Source organism: Cupriavidus sp. CPT47-8839-RL05A (genome assembly GCF_058792255.1).
The window spans coordinates 207,061-224,698 of sequence record NZ_JBYTEG010000004.1; the positions used below are offsets into that span (position 1 = coordinate 207,061).

At 67.7% G+C, this 17,638-nt stretch carries 11 protein-coding genes; 4 read left to right on the forward strand and 7 right to left on the reverse strand.

Annotated elements, in window-relative coordinates; genetic code table 11:
• Positions 1-191: 191 nt before the first annotated feature.
• Complete coding sequence (gene tsf, locus AC3WVS_RS06225; RefSeq protein ID WP_010809600.1) at positions 192-1,070, reverse strand: translation elongation factor Ts; 879 nt, start codon at positions 1,068-1,070, stop codon at positions 192-194.
• Between the two features lie 296 nt (positions 1,071-1,366).
• The gene (rpsB, locus tag AC3WVS_RS06230) at positions 1,367-2,113 is read right to left on the reverse strand and encodes a 30S ribosomal protein S2 (protein WP_492317837.1); all 747 of its coding nucleotides are present in this window, start codon (positions 2,111-2,113) and stop codon (positions 1,367-1,369) included.
• 335 nt (positions 2,114-2,448) lie between these two features.
• Between rpsB and map the strand changes: the two genes are divergently transcribed.
• From map to AC3WVS_RS06245, 3 genes are all read left to right on the forward strand, one after another.
• Positions 2,449-3,267: a type I methionyl aminopeptidase gene (gene map / locus AC3WVS_RS06235; RefSeq protein ID WP_013956962.1), complete on the forward strand. Its 819-nt coding sequence runs from the start codon at positions 2,449-2,451 to the stop codon at positions 3,265-3,267.
• An 87-nt stretch (positions 3,268-3,354) separates the two neighbouring features.
• Positions 3,355-5,937: a [protein-PII] uridylyltransferase gene (locus AC3WVS_RS06240; RefSeq protein ID WP_492317945.1), complete on the forward strand. Its 2,583-nt coding sequence runs from the start codon at positions 3,355-3,357 to the stop codon at positions 5,935-5,937.
• A 22-nt stretch (positions 5,938-5,959) separates the two neighbouring features.
• Positions 5,960-7,675, forward strand: a complete 1,716-nt coding sequence (locus AC3WVS_RS06245; protein WP_492317838.1) for a pseudouridine synthase — start codon at positions 5,960-5,962, stop codon at positions 7,673-7,675.
• Positions 7,676-7,764: 89 nt separating this feature from the next.
• Here the strand turns inward: AC3WVS_RS06245 and def are convergent, their stop codons facing one another.
• From def to smc, 4 genes are read right to left on the reverse strand one after another with little or no spacing between them, the layout of a single operon-like run.
• Positions 7,765-8,298 (reverse strand): peptide deformylase, encoded by a 534-nt coding sequence (gene def / locus AC3WVS_RS06250; RefSeq protein WP_492317839.1) that lies wholly within the window; start codon positions 8,296-8,298, stop codon positions 7,765-7,767.
• Positions 8,299-8,312: 14 nt separating this feature from the next.
• Positions 8,313-10,442 (reverse strand): NAD-dependent DNA ligase LigA, encoded by a 2,130-nt coding sequence (gene ligA / locus AC3WVS_RS06255; protein WP_492317840.1) that lies wholly within the window; start codon positions 10,440-10,442, stop codon positions 8,313-8,315.
• Positions 10,443-10,454: 12 nt separating this feature from the next.
• Complete coding sequence (locus AC3WVS_RS06260; RefSeq protein ID WP_492317841.1) at positions 10,455-11,789, reverse strand: cell division protein ZipA C-terminal FtsZ-binding domain-containing protein; 1,335 nt, start codon at positions 11,787-11,789, stop codon at positions 10,455-10,457.
• Positions 11,786-15,301: a chromosome segregation protein SMC gene (gene smc / locus AC3WVS_RS06265; protein WP_492317842.1), complete on the reverse strand. Its 3,516-nt coding sequence runs from the start codon at positions 15,299-15,301 to the stop codon at positions 11,786-11,788. Before smc ends, AC3WVS_RS06260 begins: the two co-directional genes overlap by 4 nt.
• A gap of 432 nt (positions 15,302-15,733) precedes the next feature.
• Between smc and AC3WVS_RS06270 the strand changes: the two genes are divergently transcribed.
• A complete protein-coding gene (locus AC3WVS_RS06270; protein ID WP_492317843.1) occupies positions 15,734-16,561 on the forward strand; it encodes a ferritin-like domain-containing protein in 828 nt (275 codons plus the stop codon).
• Positions 16,562-16,578: 17 nt separating this feature from the next.
• Here AC3WVS_RS06270 and AC3WVS_RS06275 read toward each other — a convergent pair whose 3' ends face one another.
• Positions 16,579-17,547, reverse strand: coding sequence for a DMT family transporter (locus tag AC3WVS_RS06275; protein ID WP_492317844.1), 969 nt, complete (start codon positions 17,545-17,547; stop codon positions 16,579-16,581).
• Between the last annotated feature and the right edge of the window lie 91 nt (positions 17,548-17,638).

The following is a 17,638-nucleotide window of genomic DNA, read 5'->3' on the forward strand; positions in this document are numbered from 1 at the left end:
GTGCCGCCGGCGGAAGAAAGCCGGTTTTCGGGGTGCCCCGGACTGCCGGACCACCACGGAAACTGGCTGCTGCAGTGCAACGCGGCATGCGCAGCGTCGCACTACTTATGCAGAGGGGCACCTTACGGCGCCCCTGCGGCATTATAGGCGCCCGGACCAGCCCGAACGGGCAGTCCGCAGCGCCCCGGACATCAGCCCTTCTGGGCAGCGGCCACCTGGGCGGCCACTTCAGCGGCGAAGTCGTCCTGCTTCTTCTCGATGCCTTCGCCGACCACGAACAGGGTGAAGCCCTTCACGGTCGTGTTGGCGGCCTTCAGCATCTGCTCAACCGTCTGCTTGTCGTTCTTCACGAACGGCTGGTTGAACAGCGAGACTTCCTTCAGGTACTTCTGCACCGAACCCTCGACCATCTTGGCGACGATCTCGGCCGGCTTGCCCGACTCGGCAGCCTTCTGCTCGGCAATGCTGCGCTCCTTGGCGATCAGGTCGGCGGGGACCTGCTCGGCCGACAGCGACACCGGCTTCATGGCGGCCACGTGCATGGCCACGTCCTTGGCGGCGGCTTCGTCGCCATCGAACTCGACCATCACGCCGATGCGGGTGCCGTGCAGGTACGAAACCAGCTTGCCGCCGTTGGCGTAGCGGGCAAAGCGGCGGATCGTCAGGTTCTCGCCGATCTTGCCGATCAGGGCCGTGCGGGTGGCTTCAACGCTCACGCCGTCGATTTCCAGCGCCGACAGGGCGGCCACGTCGGCCGGGTTCTGCTTGGCGATCAGTTCGGCGACCTTGGCCGAGAACGCCAGGAAGTCGTCATTCTTGGAGACGAAATCGGTCTCGCAGTTCAGTTCGACCAGCACGCCGGTGGTGCCGTCGATGAACGATGCGACCACGCCTTCGGCGGTCACGCGCGAGGCGGCCTTGCTGGCCTTGTTGCCCAGCTTGACGCGCAGCAGCTCTTCGGCCTTGTCCAGGTCGCCGTCGGCCTCGGTCAGGGCCTTCTTGCATTCCATCATCGGCGCGTCGGTCTTCGCGCGCAGTTCTGCAACCATGCTTGCGGTAATTGCCGCCATTTGTCACTCCTTGAATGGTTCACGCCGGCTGCCGGCAGTCGCCTGCGGCACCCGGTCGGTGGGTCTACAGCACACCCGCGGCAGATACTGCCTGCGGCGGATGACAACAATTCAAATTCAAAAAAAGGGGGCGCCAGATGTGCCCCCTTTTTATTGCCCTTCTTGCCCGGTTGCCGGCGTACCCCGGCTTTCGCCTTGCGCGCAGCCCGTGGTGACGGGCGGCAAGCGTTGCTTGTCTGTCGTGCGGTGACGATGCGCGCTAGCGGGTTCCTTTGCGGCAATCAGGCGGCGGGCAATCAGCCTTCCTGCACTTCGACGAATTCGTCGTCGCCGCCGCGAGCGGCTTCAACCACTTCCTGCACCGCGTTGGCACGGCCTTCCAGGATCGCGTCAGCCACGCCGCGCACGTACAGGGCCACGGCCTTGCTCGAGTCGTCGTTGCCCGGGATCACGTAGTCGATGCCTTCCGGCGAGTGGTTGGTATCAACCACGCCGATCACGGGCACGCCCAGCTTGTTGGCTTCGGTCACGGCAATCTTGTGGTAGCCGACGTCGACCACGAAGATCGCGTCCGGAACGCCGCCCATGTCCTTGATGCCGCCGATCGACTTTTCCAGCTTGAGCATTTCGCGCTCGAACATCAGCGCTTCCTTCTTGCTCATGGTTTCCAGCGCGCCGGCTTCCTTGGCGGCTTCCATGTCCTTCAGGCGCTTGATCGAGATCTTGACCGTCTTGAAGTTGGTCAGCATGCCGCCGAGCCAGCGGGCGTCGACGTAGGGCATGCCGGCACGGCCTGCTTCTTCAGCCAGGATTTCGCGCGACTGGCGCTTGGTGCCCACGAAAAGGATGGTGCCGCGATTGGCTGCCAGCTGACGCACGTACTTCATTGCGTCCTGGAACATCGGCAACGTCTTTTCGAGGTTGATGATGTGGATCTTGTTGCGATGGCCGAAGATGAAGGGGGCCATCTTCGGGTTCCAGAAGCGGGTCTGGTGGCCGAAGTGGCAACCAGCTTCCAGCATTTCGCGCATGGTAACGGACATGTAAAACTCCAGAGGGTTAGGTCTGAAGCCCGCCCCGACATTCCTGAAAAGGAACACCCCGGATAGGCGGGCCAGCGATTTCAAACGACAGCAGGAATAATCCTGCAAAATACCGGCCTGGCGCACGCAATGCTGCGCCGCAACCAAGTCAGCCCGCTATTGTAGCAACAAAAGTGCGGCCCGCTCAAGCCGCCCGGCTTCCTGGCGCCCTGCGGACTCAGCCCGGGACGGGCGCACACAGGCTGCGATCTGGCCCCGATGGTGCGATAATCCTACATTGACCTTTCGATTTCGGCGCGGCCAGTGGCCTCGCCTTCACTTTTTGGCGACGTAGCATGAGCATTCACCTGAACACCGCCGAAGACATCGCCCAGATGCGCGTGGCTTGCCGCCTTGGGTCCGAGGTCCTCGACTACATCACGCCCTTCGTCCAGCCAGGTATCACCACCGGCGAAATCGACCGCCTGTGCCACGCCTACATGCGTGAAGTGCAAGGCACTGTGTCGGCGTGCCTGAACTATGCTCCCCCCGGCTATCCGCCCTTCCCCGGCGCGATCTGCACCTCGGTCAACGACGTGATCTGCCATGGCATTCCAGGCGACCGCGTGCTGAAGAACGGTGACGCGATCAACCTGGACATCACGGTCATCACCAAGGAAGGCTACTACGGCGACAACAGCCGCATGTTCATCGTCGGCGAGGGCTCGATCCTGGCCAAGCGCCTGTCGCAGGTGACCTATGAATGCATGTGGAAGGGTATCGCGCAGGTTCGCCACGGCGCCCGTCTGGGCGACATCGGCCACGCCATCCAGGTACACGCCGAAGCCGCCGGCTACAGCGTGGTGCGCGAGTACTGCGGCCACGGCATCGGCAAGAACTTCCACGAAGACCCGCAGATCCTGCACTACGGCCGCCCGGGCACCGGCGCCGAGATCAAGGCCGGCATGATCTTCACCATTGAGCCGATGATCAACGCCGGCAAGCGCGATATCCGCACCATGCCCGACCAGTGGACGGTCAAGACCCGCGACCGCAGCCTGTCGGCGCAGTGGGAGCACACCGTGCTGGTCACGGAAACCGGCTACGAGGTCCTCACGGTATCGGCCGGGAGCCCGGCGCCGCCGGCCTTTATCACCGATTCCGTCGCGGCCTGAGGTCGCACTGAAGCCAGGGGCGCCTGACCGGGCGCCTTTCTTTTTCCAGCCGTGCCCACCAATCCGCTCGCCGAGCCCGCCACCACCATGGACACCACGCCGGAACTGCTGCTTGCCGCGCGCGTGCGCGACCAGCTCAAAGCCGACAAGCAGGCGCTGTTTGCCGACTTCAACATCAGCGCCAATGTCGGCACGCTGATCACGCGGCTGCGCCGCGCCGTCGACGCCGGGCTGGTGGAAGCCTGGCGCGGCCTGGGGATGCCCGCGGGCGCGGCGCTGGTGGCGGTGGGCGGCTATGGCCGCGGCGAGCTGCTGCCGTACTCCGACGTCGACGTGCTGCTGTTGCTGCCCGCCGAGCCCGACCAGGACACCACCGGGCGCCTGGAGCGCTTTATCGGCCTGTGCTGGGACCTCGGGCTGGAGATCGGCTCTTCGGTGCGCACCGTGGACGATTGCACCCGCGAGTCGCGCCAGGACGTCACCATCCAGACCTCGCTACTGGAAGCGCGGCTGCTGACCGGCAGCCGCAAGCTGTTCGAGTCGATGCGTACGCGCTACCTCGCCGACCTGGACCCGGCCGCGTTCTTCCAGGCCAAGCTGCTGGAAATGCGCCAGCGCCACGCCAAGTACCAGGACACTCCCTACTCGCTCGAGCCCAACTGCAAGGAAAGCCCCGGCGGCCTGCGCGACCTGCAGGTGATCCTGTGGATGACCAAGGCGGCGGGCCTGGGCGACAGCTGGAAAGAACTGTTCGAGCGCGGCCTGCTGACGCAGCGCGAAGCGCAGGAGCTGGCGCGCAACGAGCGCCTGCTCAAGACCATCCGCGCGCGCCTGCACCTGGTGGCCGGCCGGCGCCAGGACGTGCTGGTATTCGACCTGCAGACCGCGCTGGCGGAGTCCTTCGGCTATCGCCAGACCACCAACAAGCGCGCCAGCGAACAACTGATGCGCCGCTACTACTGGGCGGCCAAGGCGGTCACGCAGCTCAACAGCGTGCTGCTGCTGAACATCGAGGCGATGCTGTTCCCGAGCGAGTCTCAGGTGACGCGCGTGCTCAACGAGCGCTTTGTCGAGCGCCAGGGCATGCTGGAGATCACCAGCGACGACATCTATGAACGCGACCCGCACGCGATCCTGGAAACCTTCCTGCTGTACCAGCGCACGCCCGGCGTGAAAGGCCTGTCGCCGCGCACGCTGCGCGGGCTGTACAACGCGCGCACCGTGATGAACGCGGGCTGGCGCAACGATCCGGAAAACCGCCGCCTGTTCCTGGCCATCATGCAGGAGCCGCAGGGCATCACGCATGCGCTGCGCCTGATGAACCAGACCAGCGTGCTGGGCCGTTACCTGATCAACTTCCGGCGCATCGTCGGCCAGATGCAGCACGACCTGTTCCACGTCTACACCGTGGACCAGCACATCCTGATGGTGGTGCGCAACATGCGCCGCTTCGCCATCGTCGAGCACACCCACGAGTTCCCGTTCTGCAGCCAGCTGATGGCCAGCTTCGACAAGCCGTGGGTGCTGTGGGTCGCAGCGCTGTTCCACGACATCGCCAAGGGCCGCGGCGGCGACCACTCGAAGCTTGGCACCGTGGATGCGCGCCGCTTCTGCAAGCAGCACGGCATTGCGCGCGAAGACGCCGACCTGGTCTGCTGGCTGGTCGAGCACCACCTGACCATGAGCCACGTGGCGCAGAAGCAGGATCTGACCGATCCCGACGTGATCCACGCCTTTGCCCGCGTGGTCGGCAGCGAACGCTACCTGACCGCGCTCTACCTGCTGACCGTGGCCGACATCCGCGGCACCAGCCCCAAGGTATGGAACGCGTGGAAGGGCAAGCTGCTGGAAGACCTGTACCACATCACGCTGCGCGTGCTCGGCGGCGCGCGCGTGGATTCGCATTCGCTGTGGTCGCAGCGCAAGGAGGACACCATCTCCGAGCTGCGCCTGAAGGCCTTCGACCCGGCGCTGGGCAAGTCCCTGTGGGCGCAGCTCGACGTGGCCTTCTTCCTGCGCCACGATTCGCACGATATCGCCTGGCTCACGCGCCACCTGTACAACAAGGTGGACAGCCCCACGCCGGTGGTCAAGGCACGCGTTTCCCCCGCCGGCGAAGGCCTGCAGGTGGCGGTCTATGTCAAGGACCAGCCCGACCTGTTCGCGCGCATCTGCGGCTACTTCGAGCGCAAGGCGTTCTCGATCCAGGACGCCAAGATCCACACCACGCGCCACGGCTACGCGCTGGACACGTTCCAGGTCACCGACCCCGGCATGGCCGGCGACGGCGGCAGCTACCGCGACATCATCGCGCTGGTCGAGCACGAACTGTGCGAGCGGCTGCGCCTGCAAGGCGCACTGCCCGAACCCACGCAGGGGCGGCTGTCGCGCCAGTCGCGCAGCTTCCCGATCAAGCCGCGCGTGGACCTGCGCCCCGACGAGCGCGGCCAGTATTACCTGCTGTCGCTGTCCGCCAACGACCGCACCGGCCTGCTGTACGCCATCGCCCGCGTACTGGCACGGCATCGCGTATCCGTCCACACGGCACGCATCAACACCCTGGGCGAACGCGTCGAAGACGTGTTCCTGGTCGACGGCAGCCGCCTGGCTGCCGACAACCGATTGCAGATTCAGCTTGAACAGGACTTGCTCGCCGCCCTCGCCATCTGAGGCGGGCGGGCAGCATCAACATATGACCGACAGCAATTCGCCGAAGCGCAAGACGCTAGGTATCAAGGCCGCCAGCGACACCGGCACGGCCGCGCGCAAGACCGGCACCCGCCCCGTGCGCGTGTCCGACCTGAACCGCAAGCGCGTGCAAGCCGTCTCCGAAGGCATCAAGCGCGCCCAGGAGCGCGCCGGCGGCAAGACCGGCGGCCGTCCGGCCCAGGGCGAAGCGCAGGCCGGCGCAGCCCAGCGCGCCGCGCCCCGCGCGCCGCGTCCCGCTGACGGCGAACGCCAGGCGCGCCCGCGCCGCCCGGAAGGTGGCGAGGCGCGTCCGCGCCGCTTCGAAGGCGGCGAAGCGCGCCCGCCACGCCGTTTTGGCGACGACGACAATCGCCCGCGCCGCACGGGCGATGACCGGGGTGAGGCACGCCCGCGCCGCTTCGAAGGCGGCGAAGCGCGCCCGCCGCGCCGTTTTGGCGACGACGACAACCGGCCGCGCCGCACGGGCGATGACCGGGGCGAGGCACGTCCGCGCCGTTTCGAAGGCGGCGAAGCGCGCCCGCCGCGCCGTTTCGAGGGCGGTGATTCGCGTCCGCCGCGCCGTGCTGGCGAGGACAACAACCGTCCCCGCCGTTTCGAAGGCGCCGAATCGCGTCCGCGCCGCGTTGGCGATGACGAGAACCGTCCCCGCCGCTTCGAAGGCACCGACTCGCGCCCGCGCCGCTATGGCGACGACGACAACCGTCCCCGCCGCTTCGAAGGCGCCGACTCGCGTCCGCGCCGTTATGGCGATGGCGATGGCGACCAGCGCCCGCGTCGCGCGCCGTCGGGCGAGCGCCGCCGTGAAGGCACCGCGCCGGCACGCCGCTTCAGCGACGCCGCCGACCGCATCCGCACCGCCGGCCCGGCACGCCAGCAGGCACCGGCCGCGCGCCAGGAAAAGCCCGCCCGCGCCGAGTCCAGCCACGACGACGGCCTGGTGCGCCTGTCCAAGCGCATGTCCGAACTGGGCCTGTGCTCGCGCCGCGAAGCCGACGAATGGATCCCGCACGGCTGGGTGCTGGTCGACGGCAAGCCCGTGACCGAACTGGGCAGCCGCATCCGCCCCGACGCCGAGATCGAGATCATGCAGGAAGCGCGCTCCGAACAGGGCGAGCGCGTCACGGTGCTGCTGAACAAGCCGGTGGGCTACGTCTCCGGCCAGGCCGAAGACGGCTACGAGCCGGCCGCGGTGCTGTTCACCCCCGAGAACCAGTGGGAAGGCGACCCCACGCGCAAGCGCTTTGCCCCGTGGCAACGCAAGAGCCTGGCCCCGGCGGGCCGCCTCGATATCGACTCAACCGGCCTGCTGGTGCTGACGCAGGACGGCCGCGTCGCGCGCGCGCTGATCGGCGAGGATTCGACCGTCGAGAAGGAATACCTGGTGCGCGTGGTCTGGCACTCGCCGCAGGGCGTGGTCGAGCGCAATATCAGCGCGGAATTCCCGGCCGATGATCTCGAACTGCTGCGCCACGGGCTGTCGCTGGATGGCGTGCCGCTCAAGCCGGCCAAGGTGAGCTGGCAGAACGAGGAGCAGCTGCGCTTCGTGCTGCGCGAAGGCCGCAAGCGCCAGATCCGCCGCATGTGCGAACAGGTCGGGCTGCAGGTGGTCGGCCTCAAGCGCGTGCGCATGGGGCGCGTGGTGCTGGGGGACCTGCCGCCGGGCAAGTGGCGGTTCCTGGGGCAGTTTGAGAAGTTCTGATTCCGGAATTTGCCGACACAAAAAAACCGGTCCTTGGGGACCGGTTTTTTTGCGCCTTGCGCGGGTTCGATACCACGCCGCACAGCTCGTCAATCGTCGCTATTTGGCGGCAGATCCGGAAACAACACCTCCGTAAACCCAAACTGCCTGAAGTCCTTGATCCGCATCGGATACAGAATGCCCTGCAGGTGGTCGCACTCGTGCTGCACCACCCGCGCATGGAAGCCTTCGGCCACGCGCTCGATGCGGTTGCCCATCAGGTCGTAGCCGCTGTACTTCAGCCGCAGGTGGCGCGGCACCACGCCGCGCAGGCCGGGGACTGACAGGCAGCCTTCCCAGCCGTCCTCCATCTCGTCGGACCCCATTTCCAGCGCCGGGTTGACCAGCACGGTCTTGGGCACGGTCGGCGCGTCCGGGTAGCGCGGGTTGCGGTCGAAGCCGAAGATCACCACCTGCAGGTCCACGCCGATCTGCGGCGCGGCCAGGCCGGCGCCGTTGGCGTGGTCCATGGTGTCGAACATGTCTTCGATCAGCGTGCGCAGCTCCGGCGTATTGAAGCGCTCCACCGGCCGCGCCACCTGCAGCAGGCGCGGATCGCCCATCTTGAGAATCTCACGGATCATGGTTGCTTCCCCGGTTATTCCTGTGCCGGCGCGGCGCCGGCTTCAGCCAGCAGCGCCAGCATGCCGGCCTCGTCCAGCACCGGCACGCCCAGCGCCTCGGCCTTGTCGAGCTTGCTGCCTGCCTCGGCGCCCGCGACCACGTAGTCGGTCTTCTTCGATACCGAACCCGCCACCTTGGCGCCGGCGGTTTCCAGCAGTTCCTTGGCGTCCTCGCGCGACATGGTGGGCAGCGTGCCGGTCAGCACGAAGGTCTTGCCCGACAGCGGCGCCGGGGCCTTGGCCACCGGCTCGCATTCCGCCCAGTGTACGCCTGCGGCGCGCAGTTGTTCGATGACCTCGACGTTGTGCGGCTCGGCAAAGAAGTGCGCGATCGACTGCGCCACCACCGGGCCGACATCGTTCACTTCCAGCAGCGCCGCTTCGTCGGCTGCCATCAGCGCATCCAGCTTGCCGAAGTGCCGGGCCAGGTCCTTGGCGGTCGCTTCGCCCACATGGCGGATGCCCAGCGCGAAGATAAAGCGGTTCATGGTGGTCTCGCGCGACGCGTCGATCGCCGCCACCAGGTTGGCCGCCGATTTGTCGGCCATGCGCTCCAGCGCGGCCAGCTTGGCCACGCCCAGCTTGAACAGATCCGCCGGCGTGCGCACGATGCCCTGGTCGACCAGCTGCTCGACCAGCTTGTCGCCCAGGCCTTCGATATCCATGGCGCGCCGCTGCGCGAAATGCAGCAGCGCCTGCTTGCGCTGCGCGGCGCAGATCAGGCCGCCGGTGCAGCGGGCGATGGCTTCGTCCTCGAGCTTCTCGATATGCGAGCCGCACACCGGGCAGGCAGTCGGCATCACGAACGCGCGCGCATCGTCGGGGCGGCGTTCGGTCACCACGGCGACCACTTCCGGGATCACGTCGCCGGCGCGGCGCACGATCACGGTGTCGCCGATATGCACATCCTTGCGGCGGATCTCGTCCTCGTTATGCAGCGTGGCATTGGTCACGGTCACGCCGCCGACGAAGACGGGCTTGAGCCGCGCCACCGGCGTGATCGCGCCGGTGCGGCCGACCTGGACTTCGATGTCCTCGACGATGGTGGTCATTTCCTGCGCCGGGAACTTGTGCGCCAACGCAAAGCGCGGCGCGCGCGAGACAAAGCCCAGGCGCTCCTGCTCGGCCAGTGCGTTGACCTTGTAGACCACGCCGTCGATGTCATACGGCAGCGCGTCGCGGCGCTGGCCGATATCGCGGTAGAAATCCAGCAGCCCCTGCGCGCCCTTCACCACCGCGCGGTCCTTGCACACCGGCAGGCCCAGCGCGGCAAAGCCGTCGAGCATGGCGCTGTGGGTGGGCGGACGGTCCACGCCCTGCAGCTCGCCCAGCCCGTAGGCGAAGAACGACAGCGGCCGCTTGGCGGTGATGCGCGGATCGAGCTGGCGCAGGCTGCCCGCGGCGGCGTTGCGCGGGTTGACGAAGGTCTTCTCGCCGGCCTCGGCCTGGCGTTCGTTGAGCTTGTCGAAGTCGCCGCGGTACATGAAGACTTCGCCCCGCACTTCAAGCACGGCGGGAGCCTGGCCGCGCAGCTTCAGCGGAATCGCCTTGATGGTGCGCACGTTGACCGTGACATCTTCGCCGGTCTCGCCGTCGCCGCGGGTGGCGGCCTGCACCAGGCGGCCGTCCTCATAGCGCAGCGACATGGCCAGGCCGTCGAACTTCAGCTCGCAGGCGTATTCGACTGCGTCGGCGGCACTGAACAGGTCCTGCTCGCCGGCTGCGGGCGCGGTGCGGCCCAGGCCCTGCGCGCAACGGCGGTCGAAGTTCAGCACGTCGTCGTCGGCGAAGCCGTTGTTGAGCGACAGCATCGGCACGCGGTGGCGCACCGAGTCGAAGGCCGACAGCGGCTCGCCGCCCACGCGCTGGGTGGGCGAGTCCGGCGTCTGCAGTTCGGGATGCTCAAGCTCCAGCGCCTGCAGCTCGCTGAACAGCGCGTCGTACTCGGCGTCGGGAATGGTAGGCGCGTCCAGCACGTAGTACTGGTAGTTGTGGCGATCCAGCTCGTCGCGCAGCCAGGCCACGCGCTTGGCGGCGGCTTCGGGCGGCAAGGGGCCGGCGGGCGCGGAGGCATCTGCCTGCGCGCCGCGGTGTGTTGCGGTCATGGCAGGCTCCGGCTAGATGCTGAACAGGCGCTGCGCCACCAACGAACCGGCCGGCATGCCGCGCGCTTCCAGCTTGTTGTAGAGCGTTTCAAGCTGGCTGAAGATCGCGACGAACGAGGCCTCGGTCAGCGGCCGCATATTGTCGTCGACCAGCTGCGCGCCCATGCGCTGGGCCAGCGTGTGACCGTATTCGCACACGGTCTTGAACGGCTTGGCGGCCTGGTCGGCCACCGGCACGTCGAGCAGCAGCGTGATCTGGCGGCCGGCCTTGACGGTCAGGTCGTCGCGCAGGAAGTTGGTGTCGCCGAACTGCAGCGTGAACAGCGGACGCTGCACGCCCTCGGCATTGGCCTGGTAGCGGATAAAACGCGTGCCGTCGCGCGACAGCACCAGCCCGTCCTGCGTGGCCACGTTCTGCACGTACGCCGCCGACCACGGCGCGCCATCCGAGATCACGTTGACGCCCAGCTGCACGTCGCAGCCGGCGGCAAAGCCGTCGAGCTCGCGCGCGTTGGCGACGGTCTCGCTCATGTCCGGCAGGTCGGCCGAAGCATCGAGCGACTCGGCCAGCGACTCCACCGCGGTGATGAACTCCGAGAATTCCAGCGCGTTGAGCGGGCCGCCGCGGTTGGCCAGCTGCACGCCGACCTGCAGGTCTTCGTACTGGTGGCCGGCGGTGACCGGCTCCCATGCATTGGCTTCGGTGCGGAGGCCCTCGATATGGACCTGCTTGGTGCCGGCGCGGCGCAGCCGGCCGGTCAGCGGCAGGATGCGGTCACCGGAGGCCTTGCGCTCCAGGTGCAGGGGCACGATGCAGTCGATCAGCGGATCGATCAGGGCCGGCGTGGGCTGGCCATCGGGCACGGCGGCCACCGGAGCCGCGGCCGGGGCGGGTGCAGGCGCGGGAACCGGGGCCGGAGTGGCCTCGGCTTCAGCCTCGTCCTCGGCGGCCTCGGCGGCCTCGGCATGCGTCGCGGCGGCCGCGACGGACACTTCCTCGGCGACGACTTCGTCGGCGTCCGCGGTGCTTGCGGCGGCCGCAGCGGCGGCAGCCGCATGGTTGCTGTCCGTCGCCACCGCGGCACCGGCCGTGGCCTGCGCCGGAGATAGCGTCGGCTCACGCCGCGGTGCCTGTTCGGCAGCGGCTTCGTGCAGGCGCGCGGCGGTTTCCGGCGCGGTGCCCGGCCCGACCACCGGCTCGCGCATCGGCGGCAGGTCGTCTTCAGGGCTGAGCTCGCGCGGTCGGCGCGCCTTGCGGATCTGCCACTGGTTGTAGCCGAACACCAGTACCACGAAAACCAGGCCCGCGACGATCAGCGCGGTCTGCAGGTCCATGTTCAGTTTCATGCTGCCTCCGCCATCGAAACCGCCGCGTCCATATCCACGGCCACGATACGCGAAACGCCCTGCTCCTGCATGGTCACGCCAATGAGTTGATGAGCCATTTCCATGGCAATCTTGTTATGTGAGATGAAAACGAATTGAGTCTTGTCCGACATGCGCGCCACCATATTGGCGTAGCGTTCGGTGTTGGCGTCGTCCAGCGGCGCGTCCACCTCGTCCAGCAGGCAGAACGGCGCCGGGTTGAGCTGGAACATGGCAAACACCAGCGCAATCGCGGTCAGCGCCTTCTCGCCGCCCGACAGCAGGTGGATGGTCGAGTTCTTCTTGCCCGGGGGCTGCGCCATCACCTGCACGCCGGCGTCGAGGATTTCCTCGCCGGTCATGATCAGGCGCGCCTGGCCGCCACCGAACAGCGACGGGAACAGCTCGCCGAAATGATGGTTGACCTGGTCGAAGGTGCCCTGCAGCAGCGCGCGGGTCTCCTGGTCGATCTTGGCGATCGCGTCTTCCAGCGTATTGATGGCGTCATTCAGGTCGGCCGACTGCGCATCGAGGAAGGTCTTGCGTTCGCGCGCCGCCGCCAGTTCGTCGAGCGCGGCCATGTTGACCGGGCCCAGCGCGTTGATGGCGTTGTTGATGCGCGTGACTTCGCCCTGCAGGTACGACGGCTTCAGGTCACCGGTCAGCTTGTCGGCCAGCGCGGCCTCATCCACCTCGGCCGCGGTCAGTTGCTCGCTGAACTGCTCCTGGTTCAGGCGCGCGGCCTGTTCCTTGAGCTGCAGTTCAGTGATGCGGTCGCGCAGCGGCTGCAGGCTGCGCTCGGCGGCCAGGCGCTGCTCGTCGTGCTGGCGCAGCTGTGCCGACAGCGCATCGAGTTCGGTGCGCGCGATGGTGAGCTTTTCTTCCTTCTCGGCGCGGCGCTCCAGCGCTTCCTGCAGGCCGGTGTGCGCGGTCTGCTCGTTGATGGTTTCCAGCTCGGCGCGGGCGTTTTCCAGCGACTCGGCGATGCGTTCGGCCTGGTCGGCGGCCACCTGGATATTGCGGCGCAGCTCGTCGATGCGGCTGGCCAGGTTGCGCTCGGCAAAGAGGGCTTCCTGCGCGGCGCGCTCGAAGTCACGCAGCTGGTGGCGCGCGCCCGAGAGCTTGCTGTCCAGCGCCTCGAAGGCCATCTGCTGGTCTTCGTGGGTGGCCTGCATCTCTGCCAGCGCGGCGTCGTGCTGCTCGAAGCTGGCTTCGGATTCGGCGCGGATGGCGCGCTGCTCCTCGGTCTGCGCGTTGATTTCGTCCAGCTCCTCGCGGATCTGGCCGCTGCGGGCGGAGTAGCGCTCCATCGCCTGCGACAGCTTGAGCACGTCCATCTGCAACGCGTGCACGCGGCGGGTAGCCTGCTCGGCGCGCGCGCGGGCATCGCCCAGTCCCTGGCTGGCCTGGGTGTAGGCCGCTTCGGCACGCACCGCCTGGGTCTTGGCTTCGTCGGACAGCAGCAGCTGCGCGCGCGCCTGCTTCTGCAGGTTTTCGATTTCCTGCTCGCGCGCCAGCATGCCGGCCTGCTCGGAATCGGCGGCGTAGATCTGGATGGCGTTGCGGCCCACCAGGTGGCCCTCGGCCACGACGAGCGACGCACCGTCAGGCAGCGTGTTGCGCGCGGCCAGCGCCTGCGCCATGTCGGTGGCGACATAGATATCGGCGAGCCAGTCCTGCATCACGGCGCGGATGCCGGGCTCGGTGATCTGCACCAGCGACATCAGCGGGCGCAGGCCGGCAGGCGTTTCCAGCGGGCGGGCGGCGGCCGGCGGCGAGTAGAACGCCAGCTTGGCCGGCGGCGCGTCGGACAGGAAGGCCTTGACCCAGTCCAGGTTCGACACTTCCAGCGCGGCCAGCTTCTCGCGCAGCACGGATTCGAGCGCGTTTTCCCAGCCCGGCTCGATATGGACCTTCTTCCACAGGCGCGGCAGCTCGGCCAGCTCATGCTTGGCCAGCCACGGCTGCACCTTGCCGTCGGTCTGCACATTCTCCTGCAGCTGGCGCAGCGCCGACAGGCGCGCCTCCAGCGTGGCGATGGCGGAGGCTTCGCTGTGCACGCTCGCCTGCGCGGCGCGGCGCGCTTCATCCAGGCGCGGCACGCTCTCTTCCGCATCGGCCAGCACGGCCTGGGCTTCCTCGACCAGCGCTTCCTGCTCGGCCAGTTCGGCGCGGGCCTGCTCCAGGCGGGTCTCGTCGGGGCGGTCCAGGCCCTTTTCTTCCGCCGACAGGCGTTCGCGGCGCTGTTCCAGCTGCTGCAGCATCTGGTCGGCGCTGCGCTGCTGCGCGGCTTCGAGCTTCAGGGCCTGCTCGGCCTGCATGATGCCTGCGCGCTGCTCGTTGAGCAGTTGCTGCGCGTCGCGCCATTGCGCTTCCAGCGTCGGCAGTTCGTCGTTCTTGTGGGCGACGGCTTCCTGCGCCTCGACCGTGCGGCCTTCGGCCACGGCCAGGTTTTCCTCGGCCTGCGCCAGCTCGTCGGTGGCCTGCTCGGCCTTGCCCTGCCACTGCTCGCGCTGCCCGGTCAGCGCGGCGATCTGGGCCTGCACGCGGTTGCGCGATTCCACCACGTAGCGGATCTCGGCTTCGAGCTTGCTGACTTCGGCATTGGCCTCATACAGCGCGCCTTGCGCGGCGTGCATGCCATCGGACGCCCCATAATGCGCGGCGCGCATGGTTTCGAGTTCTGCCTCGACATGGCGCAGCTGCGCAGTCTGCGCTTCCAGGTCGATCTGGGCCTGCTCGATGGCGCGCTGGTGGCGTTCCTGCTCTTGCTGGGCCTCGCGCTTGCGCAGCAGCCACAGCAGGTGCTGCTTCTCTTCGCCATCGGCATGCAGCGTCTTGAAGCGCTGCGCCACCTCGGCCTGGCCTTCCAGTTTCTCGAGGTTGCTGCCGAGTTCGCGCAGGATGTCTTCGACGCGGGTCAGGTTTTCGCGCGTGTCGGACAGGCGGTTTTCGGTCTCGCGGCGGCGTTCCTTGTACTTGGACACGCCCGCGGCTTCCTCCAGGAAGATGCGCATGTCATCGGGCTTGGCCTCGATGATGCGCGAGATCATGCCCTGCCCGATGATGGCGTAGGCGCGGGGCCCCAGGCCTGTGCCCAGGAAGATGTCCTGGATGTCGCGCCGGCGCACCGGCTGGTTGTTGATGTAATAGGACGAAGTGCCGTCGCGGGTCAGCACGCGCTTGACCGCGACTTCGGCGTACTGGCTCCACTGGCCGGCGGCGCGGCCCTCGGCGTTGTCGAACACCAGTTCGACACTCGCCCGGCCGGCCTGCTTGCGCGCGGTCGAGCCGTTGAAGATGACGTCCTGCATGGATTCGCCACGCAGCTCTGACGCACGTGACTCACCCAGCACCCAGCGCACCGCATCGATGATGTTCGATTTGCCGCAGCCGTTGGGCCCTACGATGCCGACCAGTTGGCCGGGCACTTGAAAATTGGTGGGATCGACAAATGACTTGAAGCCCGCCAGCTTGATCGAGGATAGTCGCACGGTTTCTCGTGTGGTATCGGCCACTCCGGCATGGAACCCGGGGTCGGCCTGGTATCGGGGCTATTGCACTGTTCAGAAAGCCGGGCTGCGCGGGAGCCGGCGCGGCGTGACGCCAGCACCTCAAAATACCCCTCGGGCCCGAGAATTGGGGCTAATCATACCATCGCAGATGCCTTCGCCGGCCCGTTTGGCAGTCGCCCCGGCGTCCTATCCCATGGCCGATTTCCCTTGCTATTCCGCCCTTTACAAGCGTTTCCGCAAGCACTTTGGCAGGCGCCGCGGGCCGCTGTCAGCCATCGTTGCCGGCCAATCGCCGGGAAACTAATTAGGGTAAATGCTAGTCTCTGATCTGTCGGCGTGACTCCGGATGCGCTCCGGGCCACACGCCCATGAACGCCCCTCGCAGCCTTTGGCCAACCAGGAGGACAGAGCATGAGTGAACCGTCAACGGCCGCCCGGCCGTGGTCTGTCAGCGACATCAACTACCAGGCGATCGACGTGGAACGCGTACGCGGCGACCGCGATCTGTTCTACCTGCTGGTGTCAGCCTCGTTTATCGAGAGCGGATCCGACACCTATGCAGGCAACCTTGCCACCTATTACGCCCGTGTGCCCGACGCGGCCGACTGGCTTGCCGAGCACTGGGAAGCCGAGGAACTGCAGCACGGGCTGGCGCTGCGGCGCTATGTCGAGCATGTCTGGCCGGAATTCGACTGGGAGCGCGGCTATGCACGCTTCTTCGACGAGTACAGCAAGACCTGCTCGATCGACCAGTTCGAGCCGACCGAGGGCCTGGAAATGGCGGCCCGCTGCGTGGTGGAAACCGGCACCGCCGCCTACTACCGCGCGCTGGAACAGGCCAGCGACGAACCGGTGCTGCGCGACCTGACGCGCCGCATCTCCAACGACGAGGTGCGGCACTACAAGCACTTCTACCAGTACTTCAACCGCTTTGCGGCATCCGAGCGGCTGGGCCGGCTGCGCGTGCTGGGTGCGCTGGCGCGCCGGCTGCTGGAGATCAAGAACGAGGACGCCGCGATCGCGCTGCGCAATGTGCTGCGCATGGAGCGCGGTGTGGAAGCGGTGTCAGAAGCCGAGGTGCGCGCGCTCAATGCGCGCGTGTCCGGGGTGATCCGGCGCAACCTCCCCATCGAAATGACCGTGAAGATGCTGCTGCGGCCGCTGCACCTGCATCGCGGCGTGGAGCGCGCGGTGCGGACGCCATTGGTGGCAGTGGTGTCGCGGGTCATGCTGCACTGAAACACCCGCCGGCCCAGTCAGTGACATGCCGCTGCCTCGGCGCCCGCTGCGGCCGGCGCCGGCGCGCGGCTGCGGTGCACCAGTCCCGACAAGGCGCCGGCGGCGATGATGCAGAGGCCGCCGGCCGCTTCCTTCCAGCTCAGCACCTCGGTCGCCAGCCACCACGAAGACAGCGCTGCGATGACGATTTCGAACAGCATCAGCAGCGACACGCGGTTGGCCGGCAGCCGCTGCAGCCCGTATTGCACCACCGAGTTGCTGACCACCAGCACCGCCGCCAGGCCCAGCACCAGCATGCCCACGCTGACCTGCGCGCCCGCGACGATGGTCACCGACGGGCCATCGAGCAGCAGCGCGGCCGGCACGCCCACCACCGTGCAGCCCAGGTAGACCACCACCGTGCGCACGCGTGCGTCCATGTCCGGGAAGCGCTGGCCGGCGCGGCGCGACAGCACATTGTTGACGGCAAAGCCCATGCCGCCGATCAGGCCCGACCATTCGGCGGCGGAACCCGGCAGCGGCACGCCGACCTCGGGCGTCCACAGCATCAGCCCGGCGCCGAACAGGGCCAGCGCCACCAGCGACAGCCCCGCCGCCGACAGCCGCTCGCCCAGGAACAGCCGGGCAAACAGCGCGGTCCAGACCGGGGTCAGGTAGAACAGCAGCAGCACGCGCATCACATGGCCGTTGACGCTGCCCCAGACGAAGCCGGCGTTGGTCACGCCCGCCGCCAGCCCGATCGCGACGAACAGCCAGTGCGGGCGCAGGCCGGCCAGGTGCCGGCGGAAGGCCAGCAGCGACAGCACCGCCGCGACCGAGCTGACCAGCGCCGCGGCGTGCATGCCGCCCAGGCCCCAGCCCGCCAGCATGCGATACGGGAACCAGGCGATGCCCCAGACCGAGGCGCCGATCAGGATGGAAAGCGATGCCTTGACCGCATGGCGGTCGGCCGGCGCATGCTGCGCCGCAACAGTATTTGTGCTCATAAAGGGAATCAGTGCGAGGCGAGCCGGGCCGCTGGCCGGTGACAGGCAGGCGGCGTCCGGACGGCGCCGGCGGCATCACCAGGGCGTGATG